Genomic DNA, 24826 nt, shown 5'->3' with positions numbered 1-24826 from the left:
TAACGCAAATATAAATATAAAAAATAAAATCGCCTAAATGTAAGGCGATTTTTTTGAAATATTTTAATGCTTTTAATGGAGTTATTTCCCAAGATAAGAATTGTACATCCAAACTTCCTTCTCCTGTTCGGTAATATAATCGCTCATTTGCGAATTGGTACCTTCATCTCCTGCTTCATCTGTAATATCTAAAAGTTCCCTCTGCAGATCAATGACTACTTTGAACGAACTTAGAATTTGCTCTACGCTTTTGGTACCGTCAGTTACTTCCTTACTTTCTTTAATGGTCGCTATCTTTAAATAGTCTGAGTAATTGTGCGCAGGAATAGCTCCTAATGTCAGGATTCTTTCTGCAATTTCATCAATCTTTAAAACAAGACTGTTATACAATTCCTCAAACTTCGGATGAAGGGTAAAGAACTGTTCTCCTTTGATATTCCAGTGAGAACCTCTTGTATTCTGATAAAATACAGAATAGTTGGCTAACAGTGCATTTAATTTTTCTGAGATTTTTTTGCAATCAGCTTCTTTAAGGCCAATGATACTAGCATTTTTCATATGTATATATTTATTTTTTTAAGATCAGATACAATCACCGGGGTCAGTTAAGTATACTGTGAACCTTCATCATGGTGATTGTTGTTTATCATTTTGTATACCCCAAATTTACAAAATATCGTGCCGAAATCCCTTGATTATTAATAGATGATAACTATACGAAAGTTTTTTAAAATAGTTTGGATGTATTAAGAATGTTGATATCAAATAATGATCACATATTATTCCCGTATTGTTGAATAATTAAGGAATAGATAATAATTTGTTAATATTCTCTGTAGTTGGTTTCTCTAGCTTTGCATTCGAAATTCACATAAAAAAATAATATAAAAATTATGAAAAAACCCTTCTTGTATTTCGTTTTATCATTCCTCTTGTTTTCTTGCAGTAATAATGATACCGATGCACAGATTATAACGGATCCAAAGACTGAAAGTAAATACCAGACTAAAAATGTGATTCTCCTTGTTGTTGATGGAGCCCGTATTTCAGAAACGTGGGAAGCGGCCAATAAAGAAAATATACCCAACAGAGTAAGTTTATTGAGCCAGGGTATTTTCATCAGTAATTTTAAAAATAATGGCACTACGAATACCAATCCGGGACATAGTGCTATGTGTTCAGGAGTTTATGAGAATATTAAAAATAACGGAACAGAATTACCTGGGTTTCCATCTGTAATGCAGCAATGGCTGAAGTTTACAGGAGCGGATAAAACAAAGGCTTGGGTTGTTGCGTCTAAAGATAAACTGGAGGTTTTAAACGATTGTAAACTGGCAGACTGGAAAGGAAAATTTCAGCCGAGTGTAGATTGTGGAGTGAGTGGAAACGGATCAGGATATCGTGATGACCTTGTAACAATGACGAAGACCAAAGAAGTAATGGCAAAATACAGCCCGAATGTTATGGTGATCAATCTTAAAGATGTAGATTCTTACGGACATGCAAACAATTGGAATGAGTACATTAAAGCCATCAAAACTACAGACGCTTCTATTAAAGAAATCTGGAACTATATTCAATCACTTCCTGCTTATAAGGATAAAACAACTTTAATTGTATCCAATGACCACGGAAGACATTTGGATGCCAACGGTGGTTTTGCTGAACATGGTGATGATTGCGCCGGGTGCAGACACATTGAATTCTTTGCAATGGGGCCGGATTTTAAAAAGAATGTCACTATTAATACTGGAAATTATGAACAGATTGATATTGCCAGCACAATAGCGGAGCTTTTAAGAGTTCCTATGCAGTATACAAAAGGAAAAGTAATTAAAGATATTTTTAAATAATTTTTTCACATAATCTTCTGATTTGAAATTGATTCAATAATATATAAATGATGCGGGTTTTGGAGAGGTATAGAGAACAAATGGAAAGATTATCGAAAGAAATAATATATATAACTGCTTGTCAATTAAAAAAATATTAGTATTTTTGCACCCTAAAATAAAAAGCAATTAAATGCCTACTATTCAACAATTAGTAAGAAAAGGAAGAGCCACGCTTGCCAAGAAGAGCAAATCGGCTGCCCTTGATTCTTGTCCACAAAGACGTGGTGTATGTACGAGAGTATATACAACTACACCTAAGAAACCTAACTCTGCACTTAGAAAAGTTGCAAGGGTAAGACTTTCTAACGGTAAAGAAGTGAATGCCTATATCCCGGGCGAAGGACATAATCTACAGGAGCACTCGATAGTATTGGTTAGAGGCGGAAGGGTGAAAGACCTACCGGGAGTACGTTACCACATCGTAAGAGGTGCATTAGACACCGCTGGTGTAAATGGAAGAACTCAGAGAAGATCTAAGTACGGAGCTAAGAGACCTAAACCAGGACAAGCAGCTGCTGCTCCTGCAAAAGGAAAGAAAAAATAATCATTAAATAAGGTACAGAAGCAATGAGAAAGACAAAAGCGAAAAAAAGACCGTTGTTACCAGATCCGAAGTTTAATGATCAATTGGTAACGAGATTCGTAAACAACTTAATGCTTGACGGTAAGAAGTCAATCGCATTCAAAATTTTCTATGATGCATTAGAAATCGTAGAAACTAAAAAAGGAGAAACAGAGAAAACTGCACTTGAAATCTGGAAAGATGCACTTACAAATGTAATGCCTCACGTAGAAGTACGTTCTAGAAGAGTAGGTGGAGCTAACTTCCAAATTCCTATGCCAATCAGAGCTGATAGAAAAATTTCTATGGCAATGAAATGGTTAATTAGCTATTCTAAAAAGAGAAATGATAAGTCTATGGCTTTGAAATTAGCTAATGAAGTAGTAGCTGCTTCAAGAGAAGAAGGTGCTGCTTTCAAAAAGAAATCTGATACTCACAAAATGGCGGAAGCTAACAAAGCTTTCTCACACTTTAAATTCTAATTTAGAAATGAGTAGAGATCTTAAATTTACAAGAAATATTGGTATTGCCGCTCACATTGATGCTGGTAAAACTACCACTACAGAAAGAATCTTATTCTATACAGGAGTTAACCATAAGATTGGAGAAGTTCACGATGGTGCTTCTACAATGGACTGGATGGAGCAGGAAGCAGAAAGAGGTATTACAATTACTTCTGCTGCAACTACTTGTTCTTGGAACTTTCCAACAGACCAGGGAAAACCTCTTGCAGATACTAAGCCTTACCACTTCAACATCATTGATACACCAGGACACGTTGACTTCACTGTAGAAGTAAACAGATCTTTGAGAGTATTAGATGGATTGGTATTCCTTTTCTCTGCAGTAGATGGAGTAGAGCCTCAGTCTGAAACAAACTGGAGACTTGCTGACAACTACAAAGTAGCAAGAATGGGATTCGTAAACAAAATGGACAGACAAGGTGCTGACTTCCTTAACGTGGTAAACCAGGTTAAAGATATGTTAGGATCTAATGCAGTTCCAATCGTTTTACCAATCGGTGCTGAAGAAGATTTCAAAGGTGTTGTTGACTTAATTAAAAACAGAGCGATCATCTGGGATGAAGCTGGACAAGGTGCTACTTTCGAAGTAGTTCCAATTCCTGAAGACATGAAAGATGAAGTTCTTGAATATAGAGAGAAATTAGTAGAAGCTGTGGCTGACTACGATGATACTTTGATGGAGAAATTCTTCGAAGATCCAGATTCAATCTCTGAAGAAGAAATCAACGAAGCTCTTAGAAAAGCTACTATCGATTTATCTATTATCCCAATGACTTGTGGTTCTTCATTTAAGAATAAAGGAGTACAGTTTATGTTGGATGCGGTATGTAAATACTTGCCTTCTCCATTGGATAAAGATGATATCAAAGGTACTGACCCAAGAACTGACGCTGAAATTACAAGAAAACCAGACGTAAACGAGCCTTTCGCGGCTTTAGCATTTAAGATTGCTACTGACCCATTCGTGGGAAGATTAGCATTCTTCAGAGCATACTCTGGAAGATTAGATGCAGGTTCTTATATCTTGAACACTCGTTCAGGAGATAAAGAAAGAATCTCTAGAATCTATCAGATGCACGCTAACAAGCAAAACCCAGTAGAATATATTGAAGCTGGTGATATTGGTGCAGCGGTAGGATTCAAGTCTATCAAAACTGGTGATACTATGTGTGATGAGAAAAACCCAATCGTTCTTGAATCGATGGTTTTCCCTGATCCGGTAATTGGTATCGCTGTTGAGCCTAAAACTAAAGCTGACCAGGATAAAATGGGTAACGCTTTAGCTAAATTGGCTGAAGAAGATCCTACGTTTACGGTTAGAACTGACGAAGCTTCTGGACAAACGATTATCTCTGGTATGGGTGAGCTTCACTTAGATATCATCGTAGATCGTATGAGAAGAGAATTCAAAGTTGAAGTTAACCAAGGACAACCTCAGGTAGAATACAAAGAAAACCTTACAAGAGTTGCTCAACACAGAGAAGTTTACAAAAAACAATCTGGTGGTAAAGGTAAATTTGCTGATATTGTATTTGAATTAGGACCTGCTGACGAAGGTAAAATTGGTTTAGAATTCATCAATGAGATCAAAGGTGGTAACGTTCCTAGAGAATTTGTTCCTGCAATTGAAAAAGGCTTTAAAGCTGCAATGAAAAACGGTCCTTTGGCTGGTTTCGAAGTTGAAGGTATTAAAGTTGTTCTTAAAGACGGATCTTTCCACGCGGTGGATTCTGATGCTCTTTCATTTGAAATGGCTGCTAAATTAGGATTTAAAGAAGCGGGACGTGCTGCTAAGCCAGTAATTATGGAGCCTATTATGAAACTGGAAGTTGTAACTCCGGAAGAATATATGGGTAACATCATTGGTGACCTTAACAAAAGAAGAGGTACTATCAGTGGTCAGGAAGAGAAAAATGGAGCTGTTGTAATCAAAGGTTCTGTTCCACTTTCTGAAATGTTTGGATATGTAACTACTCTAAGAACACTTTCATCAGGAAGAGCTACTTCTTCTATGGAATTAGAGAAGTATCAAGCTACTCCACAAAACGTTGCTGAAGATATCATAGCTAAAGCAAAAGGTTAATTTTTAAATTAAAGAAATGTCACAAAGAATCAGAATAAAACTAAAATCTTACGATTACAACTTGGTAGACAAGTCTGCTGAGAAAATCGTAAAAACGGTAAAGGCTACTGGTGCTGTTGTAAACGGTCCTATTCCATTGCCAACGAATAAGAGAATCTTCACAGTGTTGAGATCTCCGCACGTAAACAAAAAAGCAAGAGAGCAGTTCCAATTATCAGCTCACAAGAGACTAATGGATATCTACTCTTCTTCTTCTAAAACTGTTGATGCTCTAATGAAATTAGAACTTCCTTCAGGAGTAGACGTTGAAATTAAAGTGTGATAACTGCATACTTTGCAATGATTATAGAAACCGTTCCTTTTTAAGGGACGGTTTTTTTGTGGAGCTATCTTTGATAAACATGAAATAAGACATAAAGAGCAAATTCATTAATGTATGAATTTGCTCTTTTTTGCATTATACTTTCAGTAATCATAAAATAGGTTTAAGGAATAACCATTAATGATAGAATACATCTGTTCAGAGATTATAATGAGTCCCTAGCAAGCATTAATGATCTGATATTAGTAGTTCTTTTTAAGGTGACATATGTCAGCGTGTTTTATTTATTTAGAATGAATAAAAATAATAATTTCGCAAAAAATTATCAGATGAATAAAATAGTATCTTTTTCTTTACTCGTTTTAGGAGCAACTATTGTAAATGCCCAGAAAGTAAAGGATACCCTGAAAAGCAGAAATATTGATGAAGTCGTAATAACGGGATCAGGATATGCGCAGAAAATTAAAGATGCTCCGGCAACTATTTCTGTGATAAGTCAGGCTGATATTAAGAAAAGAGCGTATAGAGATATTACAGATGCTTTACAGGACATTCCTGGTGTATTTATTACAGGAGGAGGAAGTACCAGTGATTTTTCAATAAGAGGTGCTGAATCTGGCCAAACACTGATATTAATAGATGGTAAAAGAATTAATACTAGAGAAACAAGACCCAACTCTGATGGACCCGGAATTGAACAGGGGTGGATGCCGCCATTAGAAACAATTGAGAGAATTGAAGTTGTAAAAGGACCTATGTCTTCATTGTATGGTTCTGATGCTATGGGGGGAGTAATCAATATTATTACTAAAAAGCTTACAGATCGCTGGAAAGGATCTGTTGGAACGAGCTTAATTCAGCAGGTTCATAAAGAATCGGGAAATACTTATCAAATTGATGGATATGCAGCGGGTTCTTTAATAAAAGACCTTCTTCAAATGAAAATTACCGGAAGCTATTCTGACAGAAATGAAGATAAGTTTGTAGGAGGGTTTACCGAAAGAGTGATTAAAGCTTTTGGAACAGAATTGAGTCTTACTCCTGATAAGAAGAATGTTTTTAAACTAAACTATGACTTTAACCGTCAGGAACGAAATCAAAATCCGGGATATTCTTTAGCTCCCAATGCAAAAAGCTCCCGTAATAATTACGAAAGAAATGTTATTTCATTAAGTCATAAAGGTGATTATTCTAACTTTCATACAAATTCTTATCTGCAATATGATAATACCAATAATCCTAACAGGGATATGAGGTATCAGACTTTCCTTGCTTATAGCCTTAATAACTTCAATATTAAAAAGCATGTAATCAGTTTTGGTGGAGAATATAGATATGAAAAACTGAATGATTTAGGAAATAAAATTAAATCGGAAGGGGAGATCATCAATGAACTGACCCGTTGGAACTGGTCTGCTTTTGCAGAAGGTAACTGGAGTTTGTTTGAAAAGCTTCATTTAGTAACAGGAGCACGTTTGGATAATGATCAAAACTATGGTTCCAATTTTACACCGAGAGGATATTTAGTATGGAATGTTAACAATAACTTTACTGTAAAAGGAGGTACTTCGTGGGGATATAAAGCGCCAGGACTGAGAGCCGTGAACCCAGGATGGGGACAAGTAACAGGAGGAGGAACTTCAGATGGTGTGATTATCGGAAATAAAGATCTTAAGCCGGAAAAAAGCTTTAACCAGGAGGTAACCGTTATGTTTGAAGATAATATGAAAGTAATTAACTTAAGTGTGACAGGTTTTAATACAGACTTTAAAAACAAACTGGTAGAAGTAAGAAAATGTAATAATACTGAAGAATGTAAGCAGTTTGAAAATATATACAATCATGTCTATGATTTTATTTCAACAAGAGAAAACTTAGGGAAAGCCAACAGTATGGGAATAGAAGCTAACCTGGGGGTAAATGTGACGAAAAGTATTGTATTAAAGACGAACTATACCTACACGGATACTAAGATTAAATCTGACGAAATTCCAGCACTTTACAACAAACCCTACGCAAGGATCCCTAAGCACATGGCTAATGTAAACCTTTCATGGAAAGCAAATGACAGCTTTGAGTTTTGGTCAAGAGGAAATTACAGAAGCGAAAGCCAGCCTGGGGTAAACAGAGGTAAAGCTCAGGAATACCCAATACCTTCATATTTCTTATGGGATTTAGGAACCGTGTACAGATTGAATAAAAATGTACGTTTCACCTTTGGAGTATATAATATTCTGGATAAAAATATACGTAATGATGTATCTGATCCGGCTAGTAATTTTGGTTTCAGGATTGACGGAATCAGATATCAGTTTGGAGCTAATTACTTCTTTTAATAATTGAAAACCATAAAATAAAATATAATGAATAGTACTTATATAAAAACTATTGTAATAGCAGTAGCAACACTATTAGTTGTTTCATGTTCCGGAGACAAAAAGAAAGGAATAGACTATAACCAGTTCAAAACTGAAGTGAAACTTACTGCTGAACAGGAAAAGAACTTTAATGAAATCACTGCGAAATATCAGCAGCTTCAGGAGCAGAACTTTCAGGCAGCAAAAGCTCAGGGAGGAAATATGGACCGCGTATCTTTAGGAATCAAAAATGAAGAACTGAGAGCACAGCAGTCTATTGAAATGGCCACTGTTTTAGACGATCTACAGATGGAAAAGTTCAATAAGTTTGTTGATGAAAATTCCAGAAAAAGACCAAGATATGACAACGCACTGTTAGAAAAAATCAAAACGGAAGCTCAGCTTTCTGATGATGAATTCAAAGTAGTGAATGCAGCTAATGATGCCTTTGAAAAAGCATTCAATGATGCACATGATGTCTATCACGGGAATAATGATCTGGCCAAAGAATACTGGGAGAAATTTGATACACAGAGAAAAGCTGCTATTCAGAAAGTACTAAGTCCTGAACACTATACGAAGTTTGAAACAATCGTAAAAGACGTTCAGTTCAAAGGAAGAAAATAACAACATTGATACAATAAGGGCTGGAAGCAGGAAGTGGAGGATGGATAGGAGATTGACTAAAAGTTCTTACTGCTTTTAAGAAAACATATTCAATTTGGTGAATGTAGATTAAAGTTAAGTGGTAATCTTTTGAACTAAGATACTTCCATCAAAAGCTTCATGCTTCCCGGCCCGAATTTGTATTAACTTTTTTTAATTTATTCATATCAATTTTAATTTTAAAACATTAAGGCGGTATTACTGTCTTAATGTTTTTGCTGTTAAACAATGAGAGTATTACTTAAAAGCCTTTACAGGAAAAGAAGAAAAAACGAATCAGTTACCAAATATCTGATGTGGATCATTCATCTATGGCTGGGACTTTTATCAGGTAGTATTGTTTTTGTAATGTGTCTTACCGGATGCCTCTATGTCTTCAAAAATCAGATTAGTGATTTTAGCAACAGGGATAAAATATATATCAACCCGGGTTCTGGAAAAGCGATGAACCCTGACCTGATCCAGTCAGAGTTATTAAAGCATAATAAAGAACTTACTTCCATAATGATTCCGGATGAGAAAGGGAAAAGCTATGTGATTGGATACCGCGAAAATAATTTGGACAAAAGTACCTACTATAATCAATATACTGGAGAAGTTCTGGGACAGCCTGATGTTGGCTCCGGCAGATTCTTTGAAACGGTTCTTGATCTTCATAGGAATCTGATGATGGGAAACGCAGGAAGGCAAATTGTTGGAGTTTCAGTTCTTATGTTTTGTATTCTGCTGATTTCAGGATTTATTCTTTGGCTTCCGAAGAAACTGAAGTTTTTGAAACAGGGGCTTACTGTCATGTTCAAAGCAAAATTTCAAAGGGTTAATTATGATCTGCACAATACACTGGGGTTTTATACTTTTCTGATGCTTTTCTTTATTGCCGTTACAGGATTGTATGTGACCTATCCGTGGATGAAGAATGCTATTATCATAAGTTTGGGAGGAACGTCAATTGATCATATTTCAAAAGAAAAAGACAATGAGGATGATGCCTTTGGCGGGCTTCTGGAAGATATGCTTCAGAAACAGGACGAAAAGAAAAATCTGAAAGACGTTACTTCCGCTTCTGTGGATAAGATTGTAAAACTTGCAGACCATCACCTTCCCTATACTGCTGTTACAAGTATAGAACTTCCCAATAAAGAAAATCCGCGATATGTTGTTATCAAAGTCAATAGACAAAACTTCCTTGGAATGATGGTTCCGGATGAAGTGACATTTGATAAAACCGGAGTTTTCAAAACGAAAGAGCTTTTTTCGGACAAACCTTTAAACAAACAGTTCACAGCTTTAGCAAAACCATTACATACAGGAGAGATTATGGGGCTGCCAAGTATTATTCTCTACTTTATCATTTCTCTTATCGGTTGTTCATTGCCGGTGACGGGGCTTTTGATATGGTGGCATAGATTCAAAAAAATGAAATAGAAACAATCCAAAGTATTTAGATACCTCATATTCTTAACCTTTTCATGATTTCAGATTAATTTTTATACATTTATTATGTAAAAAACAGAAGTTATGGGTCATAAAGGTCATCATTTTTTTGAAAAATTTTCAAACTGGGCTGTAAGATTTACGGGAAGCCCAATTGCTTTTATCGGAGCTTTTCTTATCGTCGTGATATGGGCAGTTACAGGTCCTTTTTTTGATTACTCAGAAACCTGGCAGTTGGTCATCAATACCGGAACTACCATCATTACTTTTCTGATGGTATTCCTCATTCAGAAAGCTCAGAATAAAGATTCAAAAGCAATACAGATCAAACTGAACGAAATAATAGCTGCCCACGAAAAAGCCAGCAATAGAATTGTAGATATTGAAGACCTTACCGAAGCGGAACTTGACCAGCTTCATCACTATTATGAAAAACTGGCTCAGCTTGCTAAAAAAGATGCGGATATTCATACCTCTCATTCCATTGACGCTGCACAGAGAAATCAGGATTATAAATACGAATTCTTCAAAAGAAAACATGAAGAATGGATACAGAAGCAGGAACAAAAAAATAAATGAGCTTTTGATTGAAAAAATTCTTTAAAATTTAATTATTATAATATTTTTTTAAGATTATAGTGTTGTAATTTGTGTTTTTGTGTATAATTTTAATTTTTTGTTTGTTTTTTAGTGTTTTTTTTGACAAATATTTAAATTTGTTGAACAAATATTATATATGAAAGCAAAATTATTTTGTTTGCCGGTATTGTTTTTAGCAATATCAGCAAACGCACAATGGAGCAGAGGACTGCCAGAACAAAAAGTCATCAAGAAAAGTGATCACTCGGTTTATTATAAACTCGATATTGATCAGATTAGAACTCAGCTTCTGAGAGCTCCCAAATTAGGTGAAGGTGCTCCCATTACGATCAGTATTCCTACTCTTGAAGGAAAAATTGAGAAATTTACAGTAAACAGCTTTCCGGTAATGGATGAGACTTTGGCTAACAAATATCAGCTGGGGTCGTATGTAGGGATCGGAACTGATGATCCTACCAAATATATCCGTTTCAGTATCGCTCCCAATGATTTCCAATCGATGATCATCGGTACTGATGGTAAATATGAATTTATAGAACCCGCAACTGCTGACAAATCTTATTATTCTGTACACGGAAAAACCAATAAGAGCGGCCATGCATTTGTATGTAACACGAAAGAGGATAAAGAAGCTATTGATAGAATACAGAAGCTTATGAATTCTGGAGTTGCAGCAAAATCAAGTAACAAAACATTCCATACCCTTAGACTGGCTATGTCTGTAACAGGAGAATATACTGCTTTCTTCGGTGGAGTAGCAGGTGCTCTTACACAAATAAACGCTACTTTATCAAGAGTAAATGGTGTATTTGAAAAAGAATTTAATGTGCACGTCAACGCAATCAGTGCCCCAGGTCTTATATTTACTGACGCTGCTAATGATCCTTATAGTACATCGGATCTTATGTGTAAGTGGAATTATGAGCTCATGAATACATTGCATGGAGGAACGTATGGTGTAACAGATGCAGATTTTGATATTGGGCATTTGTTTGGTGCAACGGGAGGTGGTGGAAGTGCCGGCTGTATTGGATGCATAGGAAGTAATGATATATCTACAAGTATTGACCCTAATTGTGTAAATTCACCATCTCCAGGTAATTATAAGGGTAGTGGATATACCTCTCCGGGAATTAATTATTACGTTAGTGGAACGTGGGACCAAAACAGCACAGCTCAATTACCACCAAGTGGAGACGCTTTTGATATTGACTTTGTAGCTCATGAGATGGGTCACCAGTTGGGGGATTCCCACACATATAGCTTCTACGAGAACTTTTTAAATCAGGAAGTTGAGCCAGGCTCAGGATCTACAATTATGGGGTATGCAGGAATTACCGGCCCAAGTACAGATGTTCAAAAACATTCTGATGTTTATTTTCATAGTGTGAGTATTGATCAGGTGCAGACAAATCTTGTAACAGTAACTGCTGACGTAGAAACACCTATTGTGAATAATACACCTGTTGTAACAGCAATGAATACAACATATACCATTCCCAAATCTACCGCATTTGTATTGACAGCATCAGCCACAGATCCGGATGGAGATGCTTTGACATACTGCTGGGAGCAGGTGAATCCAAGTAAATTGGGTAATGGAGTATCTAAATCCAATATCGGAAATACAACCACAGGAGCCAATTTCAGATCATGGGCACCTACTGCCAGCCCTACAAGATATTTCCCTAAGCTTGCAACTGTTTTGGGAGGAGCTGTAAAAAATACGGCGGAGTTTGAAGCAGCAAGTACGGTGGCCAGAACCACAGATTTCAGAGTGACAGTAAGAGATAACAAACCTGGAGGACAGGCACAGACTGCTCATGCCACACAAACTATTGTAGTAGGATCCGCAGCCGCATTTACTGTCAATACAACATCACTTAACCCTAATGTAAATTCTACTATTGCATGGACGGTTTCCGGAACTGCAGTTTCTCCATACAATGCAGCCAATGTTAAGATTGATTATACAGAAGATAGCGGACTAACCTGGAATAACCTTGCAGCATCAGTTCCGAATAACGGATCAGCCAGTGTATTCATTCCTGCATCATTGGCGGGTAAGACCATTCATTTGAGAGTATCAGCTATTGGAAATGTATTTTATGCAGTGAAACAAGCTATAGTATCTGGTACAATGGCTGTTTCTGAAGCAAGAAATGAGGCAAAATCAGTTAAGATCTATCCAAACCCTGTAGAAGATGTATTGAATGTTCTGAATGTCTCTTCAAACGCATCGTATGAGATTTTCAATGCTCCGGGACAGTTGATTTCAAAAGGAACTATAGGAGAAGGTAAAATTAATGTTAGTGCTCTTGTAAAAGGAATCTACTTTATTACGATTAATGATAAAGACGAAAACAGCACAACTAAGTTTGTTAAAAAATAGTTCAATAAAAGATAAAAATAAAAACCTCTGAGCGATCAGAGGTTTTTTTATGAGTGATATTATTTCATGAAATAGCTGAAATAACTACAGCTTCCCATTAAGTTTTTGGTTGTTTCAGTATCGGAATACTGAGCTTTCAACTGAGCAAAATAGGTTCTGTATTTTTGGTTTTTAAGATGGTCCATTTCCTTTTGGCGGGCATCTTCTTTTTCAGACCACTTAGGATCAGAGTAATCAAAATCTTTTGGTGCTTTTGCTTCGTACTGGTAATATTTACCCTGTTCAGCACTTGCCATCTGGAATAAGATTCTTGCTTTTTCTTCCTTACTGTTTGAAAGCTTAAGTGCTTTTTGATAATAGTTAATTGATAGATCAAAATTATCAGGTTCAATATAAGAAGTGTCCAGGAAGTTCTTATAATAATACTTGTAAGGATTCTTTCTGTCGGTATTCCAGAAGTCATATTTACCTCCATTGCTGTTGTCAATATCCATCACAAACAATTGACGGTAGTATCCTAAAATAGAAGTATTGTACAAGAGGTTTCCGATAAGCTGGTTGGCTTTTGCTGCTTTTTCACCCGTTCCGTTTCCGATCTTTTTAAGCTGAATCAGCACATCTGCCAACTCAAGTTTGTCCATGCTGGTTTTAATGAAAGGGAAATCAGCATAGCTCTCAGCTTTCATACTTTCTGCATCAGGGCTTCCGAAGCTTTCCCAAACATTATGCCCGAATACAAGATTTGAAATATTTTTGAATCCGTTGTATTCAGCAGGAGTATATTGTTTGGTTGTAATGGTCTGTCCATTCTTTTCAGTCCATTCGTAATTCTGTCTTGGAATACCGGCAAAGCTTTTTGCTTTTTCATAATAAGATTTTGCCTTTTCAAAATCGGCAAGTCTCATTGCTCTGTCGCCGTAAATGGTACTGAAGAAAGCATCAATATTGCCCACGCTGTCCATGTTTTTAGCAATGATCTGCTGTTCAAACTGGGTTTTGTTAGGTTTTCTGTAGAACTCTTCCACGCTTTTCACAAGACCAGAGTTCGGATTGTATTGAAGATCCGAAAGCTTATTATTCATCAGGAATGATTTTCCATCTTCACCCTGAAGGAAATAGCGGTTTGCCATAACATCTTTAAGGAAATCGGCGGTAGACGGCACTTCACCATAATAATCAAAATTATCTGTAGTGGCTGTATCTTTTACTACCTTTTTCTCTACGAAATATTCAGCATAATCCTTCATCAGATGATCTTCATACTCGGCATCAATTCTCGGCTGAGAAACAATGTCATTCAGAACTTTCATTCTTTTAATCTCTTCCAGATATTCAGGATTTGTTGTTTTAATATCTTTCAGGATTTCTGTACTTCCTTTGTAATCTTTTTTCAGGAATTTAAGATATGCATCTGCAATCTGCCAGTATTCATCCTTAGACTTTTCTTTCGTTTTATCAGTGAACTTTTGAAGGTCATCAAGATAGTCCTCCATCTTATCATCATATCCATAGCCCGAAGTTGTGTAGAATGGAATTCTGTTTGGATTGTCAAGTAATTCATCATCACTTTGATTGGTTTTCTTTCCATCAGCAGATTCTTTAGATTTTGAACCTCCGAACAGGTTTTTAAAGAATCTTACAATTTTTTGCCAGAAAGAAAGTTTTTCTTCTTTTACTTCAGGTGTAGCAGCAGTAGCTTTGGTATCCTTTGAAGAAGTATTGGTATCGGCATTTCCTCTTTGTATATACGGACTATTGGCAGCGTCTGAAGTGTAGTAATAAGTAGGAAGGTAACTTCTTTCCAGTTCATTGATGCTTCTTGCAGCCATTACCTTCAGGATCTCAGAGTCCGGATTGATCTCGTACATCTTTTCCATGGTAGGAATCGGATTGTTGAAGTCTTCATACCCTAAAAGGAAATAAGCCATATTCTTTTCTTCGTTCGTATTGGCTCTCTTCATGATGTTGCTGAAAGATGCCGTATCAGAAAGCTTCATAGAAACAAAAGCAGATTCCTTGCGGTCTTTGCTGTTCATGAATACCTGAAAGAAATTCCAGTTGGCATCACTGTTCATTTCCAATCCTCTTTGTGCTCCGGCCAATTGATCCAGAGACATAAAGTAAACTGTTCCCTTCAATTTGATTGGAGCAACATAGGTTTTGAAAGCCTGCATTGCAGAATCATAGTTTCTTGTATAATGATTCAGACGTACCAGCTGATATCCGTAACGCTGTTTGATTTCAGGGTTTCTTGCCGCATTGTACAAAGACGCTAAAGCAGCAATGGTTTTATTGTAATCAAGAGCCGTAGCATTTTTCCTGTTGGCATCTCTGTCGTAATAAAATGAATTCTCATTTTCAACATAATTGATGCTCATATAAGGCTCCAGATACTTGGCTTCGATTAAATAATCAAGGCCTTCCTTGTATTTTTGGTAGAACCCGGAACCCAGCTTTTGTAGAAGAGGATTTGTTGGGCTTCCATTCTTTAAAGCATTCAGATCATTCATGCTTATCTTATAGACCAGATTCTGTGTCTCAGTATAGCTAAGCTGATTGTTAAAGAACTTTTTCCAGGTTTCAATATTGTCATCAGGAATCAATGATGCATTGTATCCTCCGTAAAACCTGCTTGAATAGTTGTGCAGAAAAGGGAGGTAAGCTTTATCTTTGATAATGCTTTGCGTAAAAAGGTTGAAGTAATCATAATCAGGATCTGACCACGCGCAGGCGTCAGATTTTGTATAGAAAAGTGATACAACCGCAAGTGAAAGAATATACTTTTTCATAGGGTTCGTAGTGTTTTTTTAATTTTTATAATAGTTTATGGTTTGGTCTTGACAGGTGGTGTGCCTCTATCTCTGGGAGATTAAAATTTCCGATCTAACACAAATTTACTATCTAATTGATAATAAATAATATTAAAATGCGGTATTTTTTTCTGTAAAAAAGTGATAACCTCTTCAAGCTGTTCTTTAGAGATTTCTTCTGCCTTTATTTTGAAGCCCTTGTTTAAATAACTTCCAAAGTAGAATCCATCTTTCAAAACTTCACTTTCATGATCAGATATTTTCTTAAAATTTGGGTTTTCCAGATCCCTTTTGGATAAAGCATTGATCAGTTTGTGCTTGCCCAAATGATTGGTGACAATTCCCCAGGAATAAATAGGAAGAGCAACTTCAATTTTTTTGATGGGGTAATCTTCCATTTTTGAAAGATAGCTTTTTAGAATGCTGACATCCAGAATCGAGTTCTTGTCAGATTTTTCCAGGGGTGATGAAGTGGAGTAGCACATCAGATACACTTTTTCTACAGGGGGAATTCCGGTCTGCTTTTTATCTTTCACCTGATGAAGGCGAAGAGTGCACGTAATTTCCTTTCTGGAGATCCTTTTCAGCTCTTTCAGAAATTTAAAATAATCATTCCGGGTTCCTGCGGTCCAGTCACAGTCGATCTGAATTTCATTATTGGTTTTCAGATGATACTCTTCTGTTTTCTTCTGAATTAAAAGATGGATACTTTCCGCAAGAAATTTGATCTCTTCTGCAGAAATGCCCAGCAAAGTCTGATTCGTAATAAAAACGGTGGGAACAATCTGTTTATCTGTCTGAAAACTTTTGTCTTTTGTGATAATGGCTACCGGCTGAAATTTTCCATTCACTTTATCTACATCAAAAAACCTGGTGTACAAATAAGGAACAGTTGCCTGATCTAATGCTTTCTTTTCTTCATGATCCAGCTTCAGATTGGTTTTCCAGTAATAAAATGTGTATGGATGATTCTCTTTCCTGCTGCATGATACAACAAGGAAAAGAAGAAATAGAAATAAAATTTTAAAATGTCTCATTGATACAAATCACTCTTGAAGCCACAATTCCTTGTAGCTATATGTTTTTTCAAAAATAAAGATATTTAAGCAAAATATAAACCGTAAAATCTCGGTGATTAATTTAATGGAATGGCTTTTCACAACAAGAAAACCACTCCAGATGGAGCGGCTTTCTCTATATATTATTTTACTACTTGTAAAGTTCACTTTCGCATCTGCAGGTCTCTTTATCAATACTCTCACTGGAAGAGCAGCAGCCTTCAAGGTTTTGAACGTTGCCTTTTTCATCAGTAAGGTAGATTTTGTCTTTGTCAAATTTCACCAAATACGTCTCATCATATTCTTTGAAAACGACTTTCATGACTTTATTTGGAGCATATTTTCCGGCATTTACTTCTTCCTTTGTTTCTTTTCCGTCTGCCTGATTCACCTGAACATATCCAAAATGGACATCACCATTCTTCTTTATATCCAAATAGTAGTGAGGAGTACCGGTGCCGCTATATCCTTTCATGATATCAAAACTTCTGTGTCCTGTAAAAGGAAGCTTTGCTTGCTGAGCCCATGTAAAAACACTGATACACAGAATGAATACACTGAAAAACTTTTTCATACCTATTTTTTTTCAAAAGTAAATATATTTAACCAAAACTGACACCGTAAAAACACGGTGATTGAATAAGAGATTTTTGCAAGATTCTTATTTAGGTTTCTATAGTTTGGCGGTGTGCTTCTCCGCTTAGTAACAAAGCCACCCCAAAGGAGTGGCTTTTCTATAATGTAGTTAAAGTCAGATTAAAAAACGGTTGCCGCAAGCTGAATTCTTGCATACTTATTAGACGGATTCCACATGGCCATCATAGATACGGGAAGGCTGTAGTGATCTGTGATCTTAACGACCTTACCTGCTTTTACACCTATATTTACAATGTCGAAGCTGTTTTTTCCGTTACCATACAAAAAGGTTTTGTCATTGAGGGCAAATCCGGCTCCTACAAAAGCATCCAGGTTTACTTTCTGTCCACTGATGACAGGATAGCTTGCCTGAACGTAGGTGGAGTATCTGTTTTTCTTATAACTTCCGTCGGCTTCCAGAATGACTTCCCCTGCATTGGCTCCTCCATACAGCATAATGTCAGCTTCAATATTGATCGGGAAAGAAGGCCCGAAAGTATAATTTGTTCTTAAATCAATAATGTGAGCTGTTCTTCTCTGTGAATAGCTGAAGATATCGTCAGCGGCTACTGCAGTATTGATGTTTCTTGAGTTATAAAGATCCCATAATCCGATATAAAAACGTCCGTTAGAATACTGAACATAGTAATTGATCTCCTTATAATGAGTATTGTCTTTATCATCTGCTAATGCAGAAGCACCCCAAATTCCCACTTTCCACTTTTTCTCTGCATCCAAAGCATAGGAAAGATTTCCCATCACAACAGGTTTATCTGTAATAATAAGCCCTCTCCATAAGTGATTGTTCTGAATGTTGGCTGTAAAATCAAGTCTGCCTTCTTTGGTTTCCTTGGTTTCACCAGTTTCCTGTGAAAATAACCTTCCTGTGCCCAAAGCGAGAAGAAAGATTCCCTTAAAGATTTTTTTCATCATTTGTTTATTTTAAAAATCCATATATAACTGCTGCGATAATAGCACCTGTAATTGGGCCTACAACAGGAATCCAGGCATATCCCCAGTCACTGCTCCCTTTTACAGGTAAGATGGCATGCATGATTCTTGGGGCAAGGTCTCTGGCGGGATTGATAGCGTATCCTGTTGTTCCTCCCAACGATAAACCAATTGCCCACACCACAAAGGTCACAGGAATAGCCCCGATAGAGCCTAATCCTACTTTAGCGGTTGGATCTGCCTGTAAAGAAATGCTGGGTCCTGCAAAATAGAAAACACAGAATACCAATACAAATGTTCCGATAATCTCACTAATCAGGTTAGAGGATGTCTTTCTGATAGCCGGACCAGTACTGAAGCAGGCCAGTTTAGCTCCTTCATCTTCTGTGATGGCAAAATGATCTTTGTGGAACAGCCACACCAAAAATGCACCCAGCATTCCTCCGATCATTTGAGCAGCGATATAAGACGGAACGAGATCCCAGGAAAATTTTCCTGCAACAGCCAGTCCAATGGTTACAGCTGGATTCAGATGGGCACCACTTATTGGCCCTGCAACGGTTACTCCCACAAAAACGGCCAATGCCCATGCGGTAGTAATAACGATCCACCCGGAATTATTTCCTTTCGTATCTTTTAAGACAACATTGGCTACAACACCGTTGCCTAACAATATTAGAAGCATCGTCCCGATAACTTCTGCGATAAATGGGGTCATATAAGTTTTTTTTGATAAGTGAATTAATCTTCTATCCAGCTTTGAGAACGTGATACAGCTCTTCTCCATGAGTGTACCATTTTATCAACATGTTCTTTTTCCAACTGAGGATGGAAATCTTTGTCAACAATCCATTGAGACTGAATTTCAGCGATGTCTTTCCAGTATCCTACAGCAAGACCGGCAAGATAAGCTGCTCCTAATGCTGTTGTTTCAAGGGTTTGAGGTCTTGTTATTTTGAAACCGAAAAGATCAGACTGTATCTGCATCAGAAGATCACTTGCAGAGGCGCCACCGTCTACTCTTAATTCAAGGCTTGCTCTTCCGGAATCAGCTTCCATTGCTTTTACAATATCATAAACCTGAAATGCTATTCCTTCCAGTGTTGCTCTTGCAATATGAGCATCTGTAGTACCACGGGTGATTCCTACAATTGTTCCACGGGCGTACTGATCCCAATAAGGAGCACCAAGCCCCGTTAATGCAGGGACGAAATAAACACCGCCATTATCTTCTACAGAAGCAGCAAGTTCGTTCACCTGATCAGAAGAATGAATAAGTTTAAGGCCGTCTCTTAACCATTGAATAGCTGCACCTCCTACAAATACACTTCCTTCCAGTGCGTAGTTCACTTCTCCATTTATTTTCCAGGCTACTGTTGTAAGAAGATTGTTTTTAGAGGTAACAGCTTCCGTTCCGGTATTCATTAACAGGAAACATCCTGTTCCGTAAGTGTTTTTTACCATTCCGGGAGTAGTACACATCTGGCCAAATAAGGCAGCCTGCTGGTCTCCGGCGATTCCCGCAATCGGAATTTTGGTAGAGAATAGGGTAGTGGCAGTTTCGCCATACACCTCACTGCTTTGTTTTACTGTAGGAAGAATGGCTTTTGGAATATTGAATAACTCTAATAGATCATTATCCCATTCTAAAGTATGAATATTAAGAAGCATTGTTCTGCTGGCATTGGAAACGTCGGTGATAAACATTTTTCCACGGGTAAGTTTCCATACAAGCCATGTATCAACGGTTCCGAAACATAATTTACCTTCTTCAGCCTTTTGTCTTGCTCCTTCAACATTATCAAGAATCCATTTAAGCTTGGTTGCTGAAAAGTAAGCATCCAGAACAAGACCTGTTTTTTCTTTGATGATTTCTGCGTGTCCTTGCTCTTTCAGTTCATCACAGTATTTTGACGTTCTTCGGTCCTGCCATACAATAGCATTGTAGATGGGTTCACCGGTTTCTTTATCCCAGACAATAGTTGTTTCACGTTGATTCGTAATACCGATAGCGGCAACTTCCAGTCCGGAGATTCCTGCTTTAGCAATAATTTCTGCTGCTACGGAGATCTGTGAAGACCATATTTCATTCGGGTCGTGTTCTACCCAGCCTGGGGTAGGAAATATCTGTCTGAAGTCTTTCTGAGATACATATTTTATTTCTCCACTGTGGTCGAAGAGAATCGCTCTGGAGGAAGTTGTTCCCTGGTCTAGAGCGAGAATTAGTCTTTCATTCATGTATATAATGCTAATTTAGGTTGATAACTTTAGGTGAATAAGGAGTTAATAAATACCCTCTTGCTAATTCAATGAATTCATTTTCCTGCTGCTGAGCCCATTCTTCAGAATATCCTTTTTCTTCAGCAATAATTCTTGCTACGTTGTGAGCGCTGTCTATAGCGGCTCTTGCATCAAGAAACAATAGGCGTACTCTTCTTGCGAGAATATCCTCAATAGTTTCGGCCATCTCCGTTCTTACGGCCCATACTATTTCCGCTACTGTAAAAGGGTGCTCTGGGTGAATCTTCTGGGCATAACGAGGATTACTTTCCTGTAGCGCTTTTATAGCAGGGATATCGGATCCGTAGACATACAGGTGATTGGTTCTGTCTACCTGTTCTGGTTTCACATTTCCATGAATGGAAAGATGTTCTGTTTTAGATGGGCTATTTCCCAACCTGTGAACTTTCATAGCTTCGTCTACGGTATCTTCTGCCATTTTACGGTAGGTAGTCCATTTTCCTCCAATAATAGAAACCAGTCCTGTTTCCGAAGTGATAACTTTATGGCTTCGGGAAACTTCTTTTGTGCTTTTGCTTCCGTCTTTAGGTGCAGCAAGAGGACGAAGTCCTGCGAAAACAGATTTTACATCTTCACGGGTCGGTTTTTTGGCTAAATATTGTCTCGCAGTATTTAAAACAAAATTGATTTCCTCTTCCAAGGCACGTGGCTCGAAGCTTTCATCCTTTAAAAGAGTGTCTGTAGTTCCTACTAAAGCTCTGTCATGCCATGGAACAACAAATAAAACCCTGCCGTCTGAAGTTTTCGGAATCATGATGGCATCATCACTTTTCAGGAAGGATTTATCCAGTACCAGGTGAATTCCCTGGCTTGGTACTACCAGTTTACCATGCTTAGGATTATTCATATTAAGAATGTCATTCGTAAAGACACCGGTTGCGTTGATGACTACTTTACCATGAATCTGATATTGCTGTTTAGAAAACTGGTCTTCTGCAACAACACCAATTACTTTATCAGAAGCATCTTTTAGAAGGTTGATTACTTTTACATAATTAACAGCACTTCCGCCTTTTTCAATAATGGTCTGGGTAAGGTTAATCGCAAGTCTGGCATCGTCAAATTGTCCATCCTGGTAAACAACGCCACTCATTAAGTGATTTTGTTCAATAGTAGGAAGCTTTTCAACAGTTTTTGATTTGCTGATGTATCTTGTTTTTCCCAGACTCAGTTTTCCCGCAAGGAAGTCGTAAACGGACAGTCCTATTTTATAGTAGATTCCTCCCCACCATGTGTAGTTTGGAATAATGAAAGACTGATTTTTTACGATATGTGCGGCATTTTTTGCTAAGAGTCCTCTTTCTTTTAATGCTTCTTTTACCAATCCGACATCCCCCTGTGCGAGATATCTTACTCCGCCGTGTACCAATTTGGTACTTCTGCTGGATGTTGCTTTTGCAAAGTCATGTGATTCAATCAATAAAGTTTTGAATCCTCTGCTTACTGCGTCTAATGCTGAACCTAAACCACTGGCTCCTCCTCCTATGACAATAAAGTCCCATTCTTTTACATTGGTTAACTTACTTAGTTCTTCGTTTCGTTTCATAAATGTTTCGTTTATGTTTCGTTTTCAAATATATAAATTAAAAATGAAAGCAAAAAGAAAATAAATGAAATTTTAAGAAGTGAAAAAAAAGCGGTATTTTTGATGAAACGAATAAAATGGAAAAGCTAATACCAAGACAGGATGAAATATTGAAAGAGCTTGATGAGAAAGGACATGTTCTTGTTCAGGATCTGTGCGAAAAACTCAATGTTTCTTCAGTTACGATCCGAAAGGATCTGAACTATCTTGAAAGTCTGGGGCTTCTTTTCAGAAATCATGGAGGGGCGAGTAAGCAGGTAAGATATGCTTATGAAAAAAATGTAGTAGAAAAAGAAAGTATCAATGTAGAAGCGAAACAGGCTATTGCAAGAGCTGCTTTGTCATTGATTCAGGAAAATGACTGTATTATTTTAGCATCCGGAACTACGATGCATTATCTTGCAAGGATGCTGATGAATTTTGGTCCGCTTACTGTATTGACTTCTTCTTTAAGGGTGGCAATTGAACTTTGCAATAATCCTAATATTAATATTATACAATTAGGAGGTGAAGTACGGAAAAGTTCTACTTCTATAGTAGGTTCTATTTCCGAAGGTATTCTGAAGCAGTTTTCATGCAATAAACTTTTCCTGGGGGTTGATGGCATTGATCCTGAATTCGGAATCAGTACTTCTAATGCTGCGGAAGCTCATCTGAACCAGATTATGATGGAATGTGCAGATCAAACAGTGATTCTTGCAGATTCTTCAAAACTGAACAAAAAGGGATTCGGTAAGATTGCAGGATTAGATCAGGTGGATTATCTGATTACCGACAATGGTATTTGTCCTGAAGACAGAGCTGGATTGGAAGAAGTTGGGGTAAATGTTATTGCCCAATAATGCCTTCATCTTAATTTCTTTTTTAAAATCAAAATAAATCTTTGGAAAATTTGTTCTGAATTTTTTCAAAATCATCTAATTGATTAAAAATCAAAATATTTTACCCGAAATATTTGTCAGTTGTAAAATTATTCATACATTTGCACACTCATTTTACGGGCGTGGTATGCCTATATCAAAAGTAGAAATTACCTCAGACTCGGAAAAATGATAAGGAATAAAGGATAAATTTTATTATAATATAAACAATGTCAGGTATTATTGGAAAAAAAATCGGGATGACATCTCTGTTTGACGAGAACGGCAAAAACATGCCTTGTACCGTTATTCAAGCAGGTCCATGCTCGATTTTACAGGTCAGAACCTTGGAAAAGGACGGCTATACAGCTGTTCAATTGGGTTTCGATGACAAGAGTGAGAAGAACGTTGGTAAAGCGTTAGCTGGCCATTTTAAAAAGGCTGGTTCTGCTCCTAAAGCTAAATTGGTAGAATTCAACCACGGATTCGCTGATGTGAAAGTAGGAGAAGAAGTAAAAGTTGATTTGTTCATCGAAGGTGAATATGTTGACGTAACAGGAACTTCAAAAGGTAAAGGCTTCCAGGGTGTTGTTAAAAGACACGGATTTGGAGGTGTAATGCAGGCAACTCATGGTCAGCACAACAGACTTAGAGCTCCAGGTTCTATCGGTGCTGGTTCAGACCCTTCAAGAGTATTCAAAGGGATGAGAATGGCTGGAAGAATGGGAGGTGAGCAGGTAACTGTTCAAAACCTTCAAGTGTTAAAAGTTGATCAAGAACAAAATCTTTTAGTAGTAAAAGGTGCTGTTCCGGGAGCTAAAAATTCTTATGTAATTATCAGAAAATGGAACTAGTAGTATTAAATACATCAGGAAAGGAGACCGGAAGAAAAGTAACTCTAGACGAAACAGTATTCGGAATTGAGCCAAATCAGCACGCGGTTTACTTAGAAGTTAAACAGTACCTTGCTGCACAAAGACAAGGGACTCATAAATCAAAAGAAAGAAGCGAAATTACTGCTTCTACTAAAAAGCTTAAGAAGCAAAAAGGATCAGGATCTGCTAGATATGGTGATATTAAATCTCCAACTTTCAGAGGTGGAGGTAGAGTATTCGGACCTAAGCCAAGAGACTACAGATTCAAATTGAACAAAGCTCTTAAGAGATTAGCTAAGAAATCTGTTTTATCTCAGAAAATGAGAGACAACAGCATTAAAGTTTTAGAAGATTTGAGCTTTGGTGCTCCTAAGACTAAAGATTTTATCAATGTATTAAATGCATTGGAACTTAACGGTAAAAAATCTTTATTCGTTCTTCCTGAAGCTAACAAGAATGTGTATTTGTCTTCAAGAAACTTACCTAAAACTAAAGTAATGAACTTCAACGAGATCAGTTCTTACGATTTAGTAAATGCAGGTGAGATTATTTTCTTAGAAGGTGCAGTTGAAAAATTCCAGGAAAATTTAAAGAAATAAGTCATGTCTATTATTATTAAACCAGTTATTTCAGAAAAGGCTAACTACCTTACGGATTTAAGAGGTTCTTATTCTTTCTTAGTTAACCCTAAGGCGAATAAAATCCAGATTAAAAAAGCTGTTGAAGCAGCTTACGGTGTAAAAGTAGCAGACGTTAACACAATGATTTATGCTCCGAAGGTTTCTTCAAAGTACACTAAAAAAGGTCTTCAAGTAGGAAAGACAAACAAATTGAAAAAAGCGGTAATCAAACTTGCTGAAGGTGAGGTTATCGATATTTTTGCTGTAAATTAATTATTAATTATAAATAATAGTA

22 protein-coding genes are annotated in these 24826 nt (G+C 37.0%); 14 read left to right on the top strand and 8 right to left on the bottom strand.

The window, feature by feature from the left end:
• Positions 1-81: 81 nt before the first annotated feature.
• Positions 82-558, bottom strand: coding sequence for a Dps family protein (locus AC57AW_RS04250; RefSeq protein WP_318847248.1), 477 nt, complete (start codon positions 556-558; stop codon positions 82-84).
• 335 nt (positions 559-893) lie between these two features.
• Between AC57AW_RS04250 and AC57AW_RS04245 the strand changes: the two genes are divergently transcribed.
• The 10 genes from AC57AW_RS04245 to AC57AW_RS04200 all read left to right on the top strand — a co-directional run bounded on the left by AC57AW_RS04245 (position 894) and on the right by AC57AW_RS04200 (position 12835).
• A complete protein-coding gene (locus tag AC57AW_RS04245; protein ID WP_496350925.1) occupies positions 894-1853 on the top strand; it encodes an alkaline phosphatase family protein in 960 nt (319 codons plus the stop codon).
• 172 nt (positions 1854-2025) lie between these two features.
• Positions 2026-2439, top strand: coding sequence for a 30S ribosomal protein S12 (rpsL, locus tag AC57AW_RS04240; RefSeq protein WP_002983146.1), 414 nt, complete (start codon positions 2026-2028; stop codon positions 2437-2439).
• Positions 2440-2462: 23 nt separating this feature from the next.
• Entirely contained in the window at positions 2463-2939 is a 477-nt protein-coding gene (gene rpsG, locus AC57AW_RS04235; protein WP_089734635.1) for a 30S ribosomal protein S7, read from the top strand.
• Positions 2940-2946: 7 nt separating this feature from the next.
• Entirely contained in the window at positions 2947-5064 is a 2118-nt protein-coding gene (gene fusA, locus AC57AW_RS04230) for an elongation factor G (protein ID WP_124532212.1), read from the top strand.
• A 16-nt stretch (positions 5065-5080) separates the two neighbouring features.
• Positions 5081-5386 carry a 30S ribosomal protein S10 gene (gene rpsJ, locus AC57AW_RS04225; RefSeq protein ID WP_002661363.1) on the top strand — a complete coding sequence of 102 codons (306 nt, stop codon included), beginning with the start codon at positions 5081-5083 and terminating at the stop codon, positions 5384-5386.
• A gap of 329 nt (positions 5387-5715) precedes the next feature.
• On the top strand, positions 5716-7722 hold the full coding sequence (locus AC57AW_RS04220) for a TonB-dependent receptor domain-containing protein (RefSeq protein ID WP_496350924.1): 2007 nt from the start codon (positions 5716-5718) through the stop codon (positions 7720-7722).
• A 27-nt stretch (positions 7723-7749) separates the two neighbouring features.
• The gene (locus AC57AW_RS04215; RefSeq protein ID WP_496350923.1) at positions 7750-8370 is read left to right on the top strand and encodes a hypothetical protein; all 621 of its coding nucleotides are present in this window, start codon (positions 7750-7752) and stop codon (positions 8368-8370) included.
• A gap of 267 nt (positions 8371-8637) precedes the next feature.
• Entirely contained in the window at positions 8638-9834 is a 1197-nt protein-coding gene (locus AC57AW_RS04210) for a PepSY-associated TM helix domain-containing protein (protein WP_496350922.1), read from the top strand.
• Positions 9835-9927: 93 nt separating this feature from the next.
• On the top strand, positions 9928-10422 hold the full coding sequence (locus AC57AW_RS04205; protein WP_318847243.1) for a low affinity iron permease family protein: 495 nt from the start codon (positions 9928-9930) through the stop codon (positions 10420-10422).
• A gap of 157 nt (positions 10423-10579) precedes the next feature.
• Complete coding sequence (locus AC57AW_RS04200; RefSeq protein ID WP_496350921.1) at positions 10580-12835, top strand: zinc-dependent metalloprotease; 2256 nt, start codon at positions 10580-10582, stop codon at positions 12833-12835.
• A 59-nt stretch (positions 12836-12894) separates the two neighbouring features.
• On the opposite strand, the gene AC57AW_RS04195 is transcribed toward AC57AW_RS04200, so the two are convergent.
• The 7 genes from AC57AW_RS04195 to AC57AW_RS04165 form a co-directional block, all read right to left on the bottom strand.
• Positions 12895-15624 carry a hypothetical protein gene (locus AC57AW_RS04195; RefSeq protein WP_496350920.1) on the bottom strand — a complete coding sequence of 910 codons (2730 nt, stop codon included), beginning with the start codon at positions 15622-15624 and terminating at the stop codon, positions 12895-12897.
• A gap of 80 nt (positions 15625-15704) precedes the next feature.
• A complete protein-coding gene (locus AC57AW_RS04190; RefSeq protein WP_496350919.1) occupies positions 15705-16682 on the bottom strand; it encodes a hypothetical protein in 978 nt (325 codons plus the stop codon).
• A 172-nt stretch (positions 16683-16854) separates the two neighbouring features.
• Complete coding sequence (locus tag AC57AW_RS04185; protein ID WP_318847239.1) at positions 16855-17277, bottom strand: hypothetical protein; 423 nt, start codon at positions 17275-17277, stop codon at positions 16855-16857.
• A gap of 182 nt (positions 17278-17459) precedes the next feature.
• Positions 17460-18272, bottom strand: a complete 813-nt coding sequence (locus tag AC57AW_RS04180) for a hypothetical protein (protein WP_496350918.1) — start codon at positions 18270-18272, stop codon at positions 17460-17462.
• 4 nt (positions 18273-18276) lie between these two features.
• Positions 18277-19077: an MIP/aquaporin family protein gene (locus tag AC57AW_RS04175; protein WP_496350917.1), complete on the bottom strand. Its 801-nt coding sequence runs from the start codon at positions 19075-19077 to the stop codon at positions 18277-18279.
• Positions 19032-20528, bottom strand: coding sequence for a glycerol kinase GlpK (glpK, locus tag AC57AW_RS04170; protein ID WP_318847237.1), 1497 nt, complete (start codon positions 20526-20528; stop codon positions 19032-19034). Before glpK ends, AC57AW_RS04175 begins: the two co-directional genes overlap by 46 nt.
• Positions 20529-20538: 10 nt before the next feature.
• Positions 20539-22137: a glycerol-3-phosphate dehydrogenase/oxidase gene (locus tag AC57AW_RS04165; RefSeq protein WP_496350916.1), complete on the bottom strand. Its 1599-nt coding sequence runs from the start codon at positions 22135-22137 to the stop codon at positions 20539-20541.
• 116 nt (positions 22138-22253) lie between these two features.
• Between AC57AW_RS04165 and AC57AW_RS04160 the strand changes: the two genes are divergently transcribed.
• The 4 genes from AC57AW_RS04160 to rplW all read left to right on the top strand — a co-directional run bounded on the left by AC57AW_RS04160 (position 22254) and on the right by rplW (position 24804).
• Positions 22254-23018, top strand: coding sequence for a DeoR/GlpR family DNA-binding transcription regulator (locus tag AC57AW_RS04160; RefSeq protein WP_496350915.1), 765 nt, complete (start codon positions 22254-22256; stop codon positions 23016-23018).
• A gap of 248 nt (positions 23019-23266) precedes the next feature.
• Positions 23267-23890 (top strand): 50S ribosomal protein L3, encoded by a 624-nt coding sequence (gene rplC, locus AC57AW_RS04155; protein ID WP_109621624.1) that lies wholly within the window; start codon positions 23267-23269, stop codon positions 23888-23890.
• The gene (gene rplD / locus AC57AW_RS04150) at positions 23881-24510 is read left to right on the top strand and encodes a 50S ribosomal protein L4 (RefSeq protein ID WP_318847234.1); all 630 of its coding nucleotides are present in this window, start codon (positions 23881-23883) and stop codon (positions 24508-24510) included. Before rplC ends, rplD begins: the two co-directional genes overlap by 10 nt.
• A gap of 3 nt (positions 24511-24513) precedes the next feature.
• A complete protein-coding gene (gene rplW / locus AC57AW_RS04145; RefSeq protein ID WP_103289180.1) occupies positions 24514-24804 on the top strand; it encodes a 50S ribosomal protein L23 in 291 nt (96 codons plus the stop codon).
• Positions 24805-24826: the final 22 nt, after the last annotated feature.

The sequence above is a fragment of the Chryseobacterium sp. BGA-UO-ETr-SB22 genome (genome assembly GCF_059567885.1).
Note: the sequence above shows the minus strand (reverse complement) of the source record. Positions and strands in the feature narration are given on the sequence as shown.

Coding starts and splice junctions, on each gene's coding strand:
- AC57AW_RS04250 (WP_318847248.1), bottom strand. CDS start 558: ATGAAAAATGCTAGTATCATTGGCCTTAAAGAAGCTGATTGCAAAAAA.
- AC57AW_RS04245 (WP_496350925.1), top strand. CDS start 894: ATGAAAAAACCCTTCTTGTATTTCGTTTTATCATTCCTCTTGTTTTCT.
- rpsL (WP_002983146.1), top strand. CDS start 2,026: ATGCCTACTATTCAACAATTAGTAAGAAAAGGAAGAGCCACGCTTGCC.
- rpsG (WP_089734635.1), top strand. CDS start 2,463: ATGAGAAAGACAAAAGCGAAAAAAAGACCGTTGTTACCAGATCCGAAG.
- fusA (WP_124532212.1), top strand. CDS start 2,947: ATGAGTAGAGATCTTAAATTTACAAGAAATATTGGTATTGCCGCTCAC.
- rpsJ (WP_002661363.1), top strand. CDS start 5,081: ATGTCACAAAGAATCAGAATAAAACTAAAATCTTACGATTACAACTTG.
- AC57AW_RS04220 (WP_496350924.1), top strand. CDS start 5,716: ATGAATAAAATAGTATCTTTTTCTTTACTCGTTTTAGGAGCAACTATT.
- AC57AW_RS04215 (WP_496350923.1), top strand. CDS start 7,750: ATGAATAGTACTTATATAAAAACTATTGTAATAGCAGTAGCAACACTA.
- AC57AW_RS04210 (WP_496350922.1), top strand. CDS start 8,638: ATGAGAGTATTACTTAAAAGCCTTTACAGGAAAAGAAGAAAAAACGAA.
- AC57AW_RS04205 (WP_318847243.1), top strand. CDS start 9,928: ATGGGTCATAAAGGTCATCATTTTTTTGAAAAATTTTCAAACTGGGCT.
- AC57AW_RS04200 (WP_496350921.1), top strand. CDS start 10,580: ATGAAAGCAAAATTATTTTGTTTGCCGGTATTGTTTTTAGCAATATCA.
- AC57AW_RS04195 (WP_496350920.1), bottom strand. CDS start 15,624: ATGAAAAAGTATATTCTTTCACTTGCGGTTGTATCACTTTTCTATACA.
- AC57AW_RS04190 (WP_496350919.1), bottom strand. CDS start 16,682: ATGAGACATTTTAAAATTTTATTTCTATTTCTTCTTTTCCTTGTTGTA.
- AC57AW_RS04185 (WP_318847239.1), bottom strand. CDS start 17,277: ATGAAAAAGTTTTTCAGTGTATTCATTCTGTGTATCAGTGTTTTTACA.
- AC57AW_RS04180 (WP_496350918.1), bottom strand. CDS start 18,272: ATGATGAAAAAAATCTTTAAGGGAATCTTTCTTCTCGCTTTGGGCACA.
- AC57AW_RS04175 (WP_496350917.1), bottom strand. CDS start 19,077: ATGGAGAAGAGCTGTATCACGTTCTCAAAGCTGGATAGAAGATTAATT.
- glpK (WP_318847237.1), bottom strand. CDS start 20,528: ATGAATGAAAGACTAATTCTCGCTCTAGACCAGGGAACAACTTCCTCC.
- AC57AW_RS04165 (WP_496350916.1), bottom strand. CDS start 22,137: ATGAAACGAAACGAAGAACTAAGTAAGTTAACCAATGTAAAAGAATGG.
- AC57AW_RS04160 (WP_496350915.1), top strand. CDS start 22,254: ATGGAAAAGCTAATACCAAGACAGGATGAAATATTGAAAGAGCTTGAT.
- rplC (WP_109621624.1), top strand. CDS start 23,267: ATGTCAGGTATTATTGGAAAAAAAATCGGGATGACATCTCTGTTTGAC.
- rplD (WP_318847234.1), top strand. CDS start 23,881: ATGGAACTAGTAGTATTAAATACATCAGGAAAGGAGACCGGAAGAAAA.
- rplW (WP_103289180.1), top strand. CDS start 24,514: ATGTCTATTATTATTAAACCAGTTATTTCAGAAAAGGCTAACTACCTT.